At 29.8% G+C, this 10,281-nt stretch carries 8 protein-coding genes; 3 read left to right on the top strand and 5 right to left on the bottom strand.

Annotated elements, in window-relative coordinates:
* Positions 1 to 134: 134 nt before the first annotated feature.
* Positions 135 to 995: a LysR family transcriptional regulator gene (locus tag J2Z76_RS16155; RefSeq protein ID WP_209513095.1), complete on the bottom strand. Its 861-nt coding sequence runs from the start codon at positions 993 to 995 to the stop codon at positions 135 to 137.
* Between the two features lie 114 nt (positions 996 to 1,109).
* Between J2Z76_RS16155 and J2Z76_RS16150 the strand changes: the two genes are divergently transcribed.
* Positions 1,110 to 2,156: a YeiH family protein gene (locus J2Z76_RS16150; RefSeq protein ID WP_209513094.1), complete on the top strand. Its 1,047-nt coding sequence runs from the start codon at positions 1,110 to 1,112 to the stop codon at positions 2,154 to 2,156.
* A gap of 122 nt (positions 2,157 to 2,278) precedes the next feature.
* Here the strand turns inward: J2Z76_RS16150 and J2Z76_RS16145 are convergent, their stop codons facing one another.
* From J2Z76_RS16145 to J2Z76_RS16135, 3 genes are all read right to left on the bottom strand, one after another.
* Complete coding sequence (locus tag J2Z76_RS16145) at positions 2,279 to 6,586, bottom strand: PolC-type DNA polymerase III (protein WP_209513093.1); 4,308 nt, start codon at positions 6,584 to 6,586, stop codon at positions 2,279 to 2,281.
* Positions 6,587 to 6,719: 133 nt separating this feature from the next.
* Positions 6,720 to 7,409: a Fic/DOC family protein gene (locus tag J2Z76_RS16140; protein WP_209513092.1), complete on the bottom strand. Its 690-nt coding sequence runs from the start codon at positions 7,407 to 7,409 to the stop codon at positions 6,720 to 6,722.
* Positions 7,410 to 7,413: 4 nt separating this feature from the next.
* A complete protein-coding gene (locus J2Z76_RS16135) occupies positions 7,414 to 7,626 on the bottom strand; it encodes a hypothetical protein (RefSeq protein ID WP_209513097.1) in 213 nt (70 codons plus the stop codon).
* A 152-nt stretch (positions 7,627 to 7,778) separates the two neighbouring features.
* Between J2Z76_RS16135 and J2Z76_RS16130 the strand changes: the two genes are divergently transcribed.
* Together J2Z76_RS16130 and J2Z76_RS16125 are read left to right on the top strand one after the other, a co-directional pair.
* Complete coding sequence (locus tag J2Z76_RS16130) at positions 7,779 to 8,258, top strand: DUF2680 domain-containing protein (RefSeq protein WP_209513091.1); 480 nt, start codon at positions 7,779 to 7,781, stop codon at positions 8,256 to 8,258.
* 131 nt (positions 8,259 to 8,389) lie between these two features.
* Positions 8,390 to 9,067, top strand: a complete 678-nt coding sequence (locus J2Z76_RS16125) for an MgtC/SapB family protein (protein ID WP_209513090.1) — start codon at positions 8,390 to 8,392, stop codon at positions 9,065 to 9,067.
* A gap of 68 nt (positions 9,068 to 9,135) precedes the next feature.
* On the opposite strand, the gene ispG is transcribed toward J2Z76_RS16125, so the two are convergent.
* A complete protein-coding gene (ispG, locus tag J2Z76_RS16120) occupies positions 9,136 to 10,197 on the bottom strand; it encodes a flavodoxin-dependent (E)-4-hydroxy-3-methylbut-2-enyl-diphosphate synthase (protein WP_209513089.1) in 1,062 nt (353 codons plus the stop codon).
* Positions 10,198 to 10,281: the final 84 nt, after the last annotated feature.

The following is a 10,281-nucleotide window of genomic DNA, read 5'->3' as shown; positions in this document are numbered from 1 at the left end:
AGGGGACGGTTCTTTTTGTTAACTCAGGGGACGGTTCTTTTTGTTAACTCAGGGGACGGTTCTTTTTGTTAACTCAGGGGACGGTTCTTTTTGTTTGAAGGAATACCTTCAAACAAAAAGAACCGTCCCCTGAGTTATTTGTCCTCTTTATTTTCAAATAACGAAATATATTTTTGTGCATTTGTATTTTTAAGATATACGTAGTTAAATTCTCGTGTAATACAGTTATCACCAATTGCAAAAGATGATAAATCATTATCACTATTTGCAACAGCTTCATATACAAATGAAATACTATTCTCAGTAAGAACAAGTTCTTTAATTAATTGAAAGCTACTTATACAAATTTGTTTTTTAAAACATTCTAATGTGAAATTGTGCTCAAAAAGAATTTGCTCAAAAATAGCTCTTGTCCCTGATCCCTTTTCCCTTACAATTAAAGTTTCTTTAAACAACTCTTCAAAGGATACATTTCTCTGAGCAAATGGATGTGTTTTGCTGCAAATGCCAACGAATGGTTCTTTACGATACAGCATATAGCTATATTTTTGTTTATCAAAGAATCCTTCTATTAGTGCAAAATCAAGTTTATTATGTTCAAGTAAATATAATAAATTCTCTGTATTATCTACGATTAACGATAATGTATATTTATCGTTATGAAATAATTCTCTAATTTGTTCTGTAATAACATATTCTCCAATCGTTTTTGTTGCACCAATTCTAAGTTCAGTTAACGGTTCATTTATGATTTCTTTTTTAAAAATATTTTCTGTGTATTTAGCTGAACGTGCATATGCTTCTAGCTGATGTGCTGCTTTTGTTTTTTTTAATTTTTTACCATTATAAATGAACAACTTACAGTTATACTCTTCTTCTAAAAAATGAATATGTTGAGTTACTGCAGGCTGTGTCATATGTAACAGTTCTGCTGTTTTACGATAGTTCATTAGGTCACATAGTTGCAAAAAAGTATTAATTCTGTAATCTAACACAATTCCTCCCATAAATTTATATTATCAATAAATAACATTTGATTATTAGATTTTATCACTAAGCTATGCTAGAATCAATATAAAAATTAAATAGTACCAAATGGAGGGAATATTATGTTTGAAAAAAGTACGTTAAATAAAATATTAAAACTGGTTCCGGGGGTTATTATTGCATTATTAATAGCAGCAATTGCAAAGTATATAGAAAGCTTATTGCCAATCCACATTATTGGTGCATCTGTAATTGCACTTTTCATTGGTATGATAATTAACAGTTTTCAACAGCCAAATCAAATTATTAAACCTGGTTTGAAATTTACATCAAAAAAAATATTGAAATTCGCTATTATTTTACTGGGTGCTTCGTTGAGTATAAACACAGTTGTAACAGTAGGTAAATTATCATTGACGGTTATGTGTTTTACATTACTAACATGTTTTGGCGGTGGGTATATAGTTGGTCGTTTATTAGGTTTAAACTGGAAATTATCAAATCTAATTTCCTCTGGAACAGGAATTTGTGGTGGTTCTGCAATAGCAGCAATAGCTCCCGTTATCGATGCAGAAGATAAAGATATAGCTTATGCATTGTCAGCGACTTTTTTATTTGATATGGTAATGATATTGCTTTTTCCTATTATGGGTAAATGGATGGGGCTTTCGGATATGGCATATGGACTTTGGGCCGGTACAGCCGTTAATGATACTTCAAGTGTTGTAGCCGCTGGTTTTGCATTTAGCGAAGGAGCAGGAGACTTTGCGACTATGGTGAAGTTAACTCGAACACTATCAATTATTCCTGTTGTTGTTATTTTTGCTCTTATTAATATTAGATTAAAGAAAAAAGAAGCACTTGAAGTAGGGAATAACACAAGTATTAATTTAAAAGTTAATATTTCATCTGTTTTTCCATGGTTTATTTTAGGATTTGTCGCATTGACAATTATCAATAGTTTTGGAATTATTCCTAATTCAATTTCAATTATGGCAAAAGAACTTAGCAAGTTTTTAATGATTGCTGCACTTGCATCTATTGGATTAAATACAAGTTTTAATGAAATGAGAAAATCAGGAGTAGCACCAATGCTGCACGGATTTATTATATCAGCTTTAGTTGTAATCGTTGCAATAACTGTAGAATATTTTATGGGTATTGTTTAAAGTATAAAATCCCCCATAGCAAAGCCAACGAATTTTGGGGACGGTTCTTTTTGATCGAAGCAGAGCTTCAATCAAAAAGAACCGTCCCCAAAATTGAAAAGAACCGTCCCCAAAATTGCGTGTTAAACATTAAATATTGAAATTTGATTAGTTTTATCTAAATTTTTTAAACAACCATGCTTTTCCATCACTTCTATTACTGTTTTACTCACTTTAGCCCTTTTAGATATATCTTCTATTGAAATAAATTCTTTAATTTTTCTTTCTATCTTTATGTTCGTGGCAGCATTTGCTCCTAGACCTTGTAGCCCCACTAGTGGTGGAATTATTCCTTTGCCACCTTCCGAAATCATAAATTTTCTATCATCCGATTTATATAAATCAACTTTTTCACATTTGATTCCTCTTTTATACATCTCCAATGCTACTTCAAGAACGGTAATAATATTTTTTTCTTTTGCAGTTTTATCATTACCTTTTGCTTCTAGAATTTTTATATTTTCTAATATATTATTTTCACCCTTTGTAATTATATCAGCATCAAAATCTTCAGCTTTCATTGTAAAATATGTTGCATAAAATGCCTCTGGATAGTGGACTTTGAAATATGCTATTTTTACTGACATAGTAACATATGCCACAGCATGTGCCTTTGGGAACATATATTTTATAGTATTGCAAGAATCAATATACCATTGTGGCACATCGCATTCTTTCATTGCTGCTTCATCATCTTCTCTTAGTCCTTTACCCTTTCTTACACGCTCCATAATATCGAAAGACTTTTTCTTTGCAACGCCTTTTTGTATTAAATAAGTCATTATATCATCACGAGTAGAAATAACGCCACCAATTTCTGCATATCCCTTTTTTATTATATCTTGTGCATTATTTAACCACACATCAGTTCCATGTGAAAGACCACTTATTCTAACTAAATCTGAAAATGATTTTGGCTTTGTATCCATAATCATTTGTCTTACAAATGGTGTTCCAAATTCTGGAATTGCCAAAGTTCCTGTTTCACAATTAATTTCATCTAATGTTATTCCAAAAATTTTAGGACTTGTAAATATAGACATTGTTTCAGAGTCATCGATTGGCACATCATCTCTGTTTATATTTGTAAAATCCTCTAACATACGAATTATAGTTGGTGTGTCATGACCAAGCAAGTCTAATTTAAGAATACGTCCCGATATGGAATGATAATCAAAATGAGTAGTTATGGTACCTGACTTATCATTATTTGCTGGATACTGAACTGGCGTAAAGTCATGAATATCCTTATCTCTTGGTACAACCATTACTCCGCCTGGATGCTGACCAGATGTCCTTTTAACTCCAAGACATCCACTTATTAACCTATCTATTTCTGCCCTTCGTTTTAAAATTCCTTTTTCTTCAAAATAATTTTTAACAAATCCATATGCTGTTTTGTCTGCAATTGTACCTATTGTTCCGGCTCTAAATACTTTTCCTTCACCAAAAAGTTCTTCGGTAAATTTCATGGCAATTCCTTGTTCTTCACCAGCAAAATTTAAATCTATATCTGGCTCCTTATCTCCTTCGAATCCTAAGAAAACCTCAAATGGTATGTCATGACCTTCTTTTACTAAATTAGCACCACATTTAGGACATGATTTATCTGGTAAATCGTAACCTGAACTATATGAACCATCCTCAAAAAATTCTGAGTATTTACAACTTTGACATATATAGTGAGGAACAAGTGGATTAACTTCTGTTATACCACTCATAGTAGCCGCAAATGATGAACCAACAGATCCCCTCGAGCCTACTAAGTATCCATCTTCGTTCGATTTTTTAACTAGTTTTTGTGCAATGATATACATGATTGCATATCCATTACCTATTATGGAATTAAGTTCTCTATCTAATCTTGCTTTAACTATTTCTGGTATTGGATCTCCATAAATTGATATTGCCTTTTCATATGATAATTTCCTTAATTCTTCATCAGAACCCTCGATAATTGGAGGAAATGTACCATTTGGTATAGGTAGAATAAATTCAACCAAATCAGCTATTAAATTAGTATTTTTTACAACTACTTCATATGCTTTATTTGCTCCTAAATAAGAAAAGTTTTCTAACATTTCATCTGTTGTCATAAGATATAGCGGTGACTGTTCTTCAGCATCACTAAAGCCTTGACCAGACATAAGAATTCTTCTATAAACTTCATCTTCTTTTTCTAAAAAATGAACATCTCCTGTTGCTATGACAGGCTTGTTCAACTTTTCTCCTAAAAAAACAATTTTTCTATTAATATTTTTTAATTCTTCTATATCATCTACTCTTCCATTTCTAACAAGAAACATGTTATTTTGAAGTGGTTGTATTTCTAAAAAGTCATAAAATGAAGCTATTTCTTCTATTTTCTCTTCGTTTGCACCAGAAAGTATCGCTCTATATAATTCTCCTGCTTCACATGCTGTTCCAATTATAAGACCTTCTCTTTTATTATTCAAAATTGATTTAAATAATCTAGGTTTCTTATAAAAATTTTTTAAATGGGATTCCGAAACAAGATTATACAAATTCTTTAGCCCAATATAATTCTTTACAAGAATATTAACATGGAATGATGACTGCTTTACAATGTCTATTTCTTCTTTCAATACCCTATTTATACTTCCCATATCATATATTTCTCTATCACTAAGCATATTTAACAAATTAATAAATAAATAAGCTGTAGCCTGAGCATCATCAACAGCTCTATGATGGTTTTCTAATTTTATTCCAAGTTTTTTGGTTAATGTATTCAATTTATAATTTTTAACCTGTTTCATTAATGCTTTAGAAAGTTCTAAAGTATCAACAACTGATGGGTCGTAATCCATATTCAAATATGTCCTTGCTTTATCTTTTATAAAACTTACATCAAAATTAGAATTGTGTGCTACAAGCACTCCTCTTTCTCCTACAAAATTAAGAAATTGATTTAATACAATTTTTATATCTGGTTGTCCAACTAGCATATCATCTGTAATTGATGTTAGTTCAATAATTTTTGCAGGTAGATTTTTATTTGTGTGAACAAATGTTGAAAAGTTATCTATCACCTTTTTATTTCTAATTTTTACAGCTCCTATTTCTATAATATCATCTTTGTGTGAATTTAATCCTGTTGTTTCTATATCAAAAACTACAAATTCATCATCTAAATTTATATTATCACATTTATGAGAAATAGAAACATTATCATTAATCAAGTATCCTTCCATTCCATATATAACTTTAAATTTATCATCTGCACAATTCATGGCTTCTGGAAATCCTTGAACTACACCGTGATCTGTGATTGCCATAGCTCTATGTCCCCATTTTTTAGCTTTTTTAGCATAGTCCTTAAATCCATTGATACCATCCATTGAACTCATGCCAGTATGCAAATGAAGTTCAACTCTTTTTTCTGTTGCAGTATCCATTCTACTTGGTTCTTCATTTTCTATTATTTGCATGCCTTTAACTTTTATAATAAGCTGCTTTTCATATTCATCAAATTCAGCATTTCCAACTATTTGAACTTGTCTTCCCTTTTCAAAATCGGCATCATTGAAATCTTTAGGGCAAAAATATTTTGCACTTATAGAGTCAGTTAGATCAGTAGCGTTAATTATCATTAGTGTGCTACCTGTTTTTAATACTCTTTTATCTAAATTTATAATTTTACCTTTAACATTTACCATTCCTGATTCATCGGTTATTTCTGACATTTTAGAAACAGATATCCCATTAAAATCAACACTTTCATTTTTTCTTGACCTATATGGCTTTTTAAATCCATCTGAATTATCTGCTTTATATTTTTGTGGCGGTTTTTTTTCACCTATTGCACTTGAGTTTTGTATAATTTCATTACTTTTTTTGAGTTCTTCATCAAATATTTTTTGTACTGTAATAGCTGCTTCATGTTCGGTTTCATCATTATAATTAACTCTTACACTTATAGGGAACTTATATTGTCTTAGTATTTTTTTGAAATTTTCTTCAACTTTTAATTTTTTAATTTCCGATAATAAGAGTTCATTGCAAATATTTAAAATAAAGTTATCATCAATAAAATCGATAACAATGTTGTTTATTGCTTTATTAAGAACAAAGGAGCTTTTTTTTATTAAATAATAAAAATTATTTTTTATTTTATTTATCACAAAATCTTTTTTATTATAAAAAGATTCTTCAACATTGTATTTTATTATTATTTCTAAATTAATAGAGTTATTGTAGTGTTTTTTTATTGTATTTATAGCATAATCTACATCAGAAAAATCTATGATGCTATCCGAGTCAGCATATACCCTTATTGTGTTGTCTTTTTTAACAACCTCTATTTTTTCAAGCTTAACATCTTTTAAACTTTTACATTCTTCTATGTTTAATATGTTATCAAAAAACATTTTTATCTCCTTAACTATTGCATCTTGTACTAGAATTATATCATTTTAGATTAGTTAGTTCAACACCATTATGAATTTACTGAAAATTAAAAGCGGCATCTGTTGGGAAACCGCCATTTGTCTTTTCTTATAACTATAGGTTTTCTAATTCTATATACTTAATTAATATAGGGCTATCTTTTTTTGATATGAGTATAATATGATTTGATTGTTCATGTCTTGATATCTTACTAATTATTTTTTCGAACATTTTCTTGTATTCTTCATGACCATTAACAAATGCTAACGAACTTACTTTAATCATCTCAGAATTTGATACCTGTTTAAAATCAATTTCATATCCAGCCACATTTGCCAAACTTGAAATAAATACTCTTTGAGCTCTGCCATTTCCTTCTCTAAATGGATGAAGTGCGTTTATTTCACTCATATAGTAAGATAATCGTTCATATATTCTATTTTCTTCTATCTCTATTAAATAATTTTCTTCTTTTAATCTTTGAAAAATTGTTTCACCATAACTACTTATATTTTCTGAATAACAAAACATATTCCCTTTAGCTATATTTACAGTTCTGATTTTTCCTGACCATTCATAGATGTCCTGGAATATATACTTATGTATATCTTGTAAATGTTTTAAATCAAATATACCTTTTATTTGATTTTTTTCAATTTCTGCAAGTCTTAGAGAAGTAAACTCTCTTTCGGCTACATTAAGTTTATTTTTATCCTTAATATTAAGTTTATTCTTCAATACATCAGAATTGGGATAACAATACACGTTATCCCAATTATAAGTATAGCTATAATCCTCATTCATAGAATTAACATCCTTTTACTGTATGCTTTTCTACCAGATGTTTTATCATATCATTAAATGCAACTTTCCCAGATAAACAAATTCTAATTCTATCTCTATCTTGCTCCGTTAGAGGCATACCTTCAATTGCTAAATTGCCATCAACATTATTTATGATTTTATCAATTTCTTTTGAATTCATATAGTAAATACCTTCCTCATCATTTGCCTTTTTCATTAATATTATAACATATTTTAAACATTTATACAATTATTATTAAAAATAATTACATAAAAAAACAAAATAAAAAACATACTTTTGACATAACTTTTATTTATTATATAAACATAGAAACGAAAGTTTTTAAAAATTATAAGGAGGTCATTAAAATGACAAAATTTAAAAAATATGTAGTACTAGGAACAGTAGTAATTGCTATGGGAGCTACAACGCTTACAGCTTTTGCTTTCTCAAATTATGGAACGCCTGCACATGCAACAGCAGAAATTACAGGAAAATCAGTTGAAGATATAATTACAGAAAAAAACGAAACTGGTAAAACATATGGAGAAATTGCAAGTGATGAAGGAAAATTAGAAGAATTTAAAAATGAAATGTTGGCAGTTAAAAAACAAATTCTTGATGAAAAAGTTGAAGCTGGAATAATTACACAAGAAGAAGCTGATGAAATTTTTCAAGCAATAGAAGAAAATCAATTAAACTGTGACGGTACTGGTTCTGGTATCGGACAAAAAGCAGGCGCTGGTTTTGGCAGAATGATGGGTCAAGGCAATGGCCAAGGACGCGGAAATGGTCAAGGTAGAGGTAACGGTCAAGGGCTAGGTAATGGTTTTTGTCAATTTCAATAAATAATTTAATATCATATTTTATTTCGGTTACCCTATTTAATGGGGTAACTGTTTTTTATTGCAGTATTTTTTATCTAATGTAACACTTTTTATCGGAAGTTTGATATAATACTCATAAAGGAGGTGTGCGAATGCAAGATTTATATGATTTAAATCTAACAACTATTTCTATTAGGGTATTGCTTTCATTAATCTTAGGTGGCATCATAGGAATTGAAAGGAGTAGAAAAAATCATCCTGCTGGATTTAGAACGTATATGTTAGTTTGCTTAAGTTCAACCTTGGTTATGATGACCAATCAATTTATTTATATATGGTTTGAAGGAACTGATCCTGCCAGATTAGGTGCTCAAGTTATTAGCGGGATAGGTTTTTTAGGTGTTGGTACAATAATTGTTACACGTAGAAACCAAGTAAGAGGTTTAACTACAGCTGCTGGATTATGGACCTCTGCTTGTTTAGGATTAGCAATAGGAATTGGATTTTATGAAGGTGCTATAATTGTAGGATTTTCTGTATTACTTATAATGACAATGTTTAAAAAATTAGATATTTATCTTACATCAAATAATAGAATTATTACAATATATGCTTCATTTTCATCCATTGAGAGTTTTGATAACTTTATTATATTTTGTAATAATTTAGGATTAAAGGTAATTGACATAGAAATGAATAAGCATTCTAATATTAAAGATTCAAGTGTTATTTCTATTTTAAATTTAAAAAGTAAAAAACGTTGTTCACATTTAGAATTAATCAGAAAATTAAGCGACTTTGATGGACTAATTCATATAGAAGAACTTTAATAAAAACAGCTGTGAAATTAAAATATCTAAACTTAATATATTTTAAAAGTTCACAGCTTATCGTTTTTCTACATCTGATTGATTTCTTCAACAAGAGTTTTCACTATATCTTCTTCTTTTATTTTTCTAATAATAACGCCCTTTTTAAACAAGAGGGCTTCACCTATCCCACCAGCTATACCAATATCAGATTGTCTTGCCTCTCCAGGCCCATTTACAGCACAACCCATTATAGCAACTGTGATTGGTTTATTGAAATCTTTTAAACCTTCTTGTATTTTTTTAGACAATTCTATTATATTAATTTTAGTTCTACCACAGGTTGGGCATGTTATATAGTTTATACCAAAATTTCTCAATCCTAGACTTTTTAAAATCTCTCTAGCAACCTTAACTTCTTCTCTAGGGTCATCCGTTAAAGAAATACGCATGGTATCTCCTATGCCATCTAAAAGCAAGCTTCCTACACCAATACTTGAGCGTATACTACCATCAAAAAGCGTACCTGAATGGGTTATCCCAACATGTAAAGGATAATTTACTTTTTGAGACATAATTTTATATGCATCTACAGTCATTTTAATGTCTGTTCCCTTTAATGAAATGACAATATTATTATAATCTAAGTTCTCTAGAATTTCAACATGCTCTAATGCACTTTCAACCATTCCTTGTGATGTAGGTTGCCCATTGTATTTTTCAAGTATATCTTTATGAATTGAACCAACATTAACTCCTATTCTAATAGGAATTTCTCTAGGTTTTGCCGCCTCAACAACTTTTTGTACTCTCTCAATACTTCCTATGTTTCCAGGGTTAATTCTTAACTTATCTATTCCATTTTCTATACTTTTTATAGCTAATCTATAATCGAAGTGAATGTCAGCTACTATTGGAATATGTATTTGCTTTTTTATTTCTTTTATAGCCTCTGCATCTTCCATATCAGCTACTGCTACTCTAATTATTTCACATCCTACTTCTTCTAAGGCTAATATTTGATTTACTGTAGATCTTATGTTCTTTGTAAATGTGTTTGTCATGGACTGAACAGTTATAGGTGCATCACCGCCTATTTCCACATTTCCACACATTACTTTTCTAGTTTGCTTTCTAATTATTTGTTCCATCGTTTGTTCCCTCCAATAAGCAGACCGCGTACAATTCTATCGCTACAAAACTTCAGGACACATATAATGCGTCCCGAACAATTT

Origin of the sequence: Sedimentibacter acidaminivorans (assembly GCF_017873955.1) — a bacterium.
GTDB lineage: Bacteria > Bacillota > Clostridia > Tissierellales > Sedimentibacteraceae > Sedimentibacter > Sedimentibacter acidaminivorans.
Note: the sequence above shows the minus strand (reverse complement) of the source record. Positions and strands in the feature narration are given on the sequence as shown.

What these genes read in the sequence shown, in the direction of transcription:
- J2Z76_RS16150 (WP_209513094.1), top strand. Translation starts at nt 1,110, where the DNA reads ATGTTTGAAAAAAGTACGTTAAATAAAATATTAAAACTGGTTCCGGGG.
- J2Z76_RS16145 (WP_209513093.1), bottom strand. Translation starts at nt 6,586, where the DNA reads ATGTTTTTTGATAACATATTAAACATAGAAGAATGTAAAAGTTTAAAA.
- J2Z76_RS16140 (WP_209513092.1), bottom strand. Translation starts at nt 7,409, where the DNA reads ATGAATGAGGATTATAGCTATACTTATAATTGGGATAACGTGTATTGT.
- J2Z76_RS16135 (WP_209513097.1), bottom strand. Translation starts at nt 7,626, where the DNA reads ATGAAAAAGGCAAATGATGAGGAAGGTATTTACTATATGAATTCAAAA.
- J2Z76_RS16130 (WP_209513091.1), top strand. Translation starts at nt 7,779, where the DNA reads ATGACAAAATTTAAAAAATATGTAGTACTAGGAACAGTAGTAATTGCT.
- J2Z76_RS16125 (WP_209513090.1), top strand. Translation starts at nt 8,390, where the DNA reads ATGCAAGATTTATATGATTTAAATCTAACAACTATTTCTATTAGGGTA.
- ispG (WP_209513089.1), bottom strand. Translation starts at nt 10,197, where the DNA reads ATGGAACAAATAATTAGAAAGCAAACTAGAAAAGTAATGTGTGGAAAT.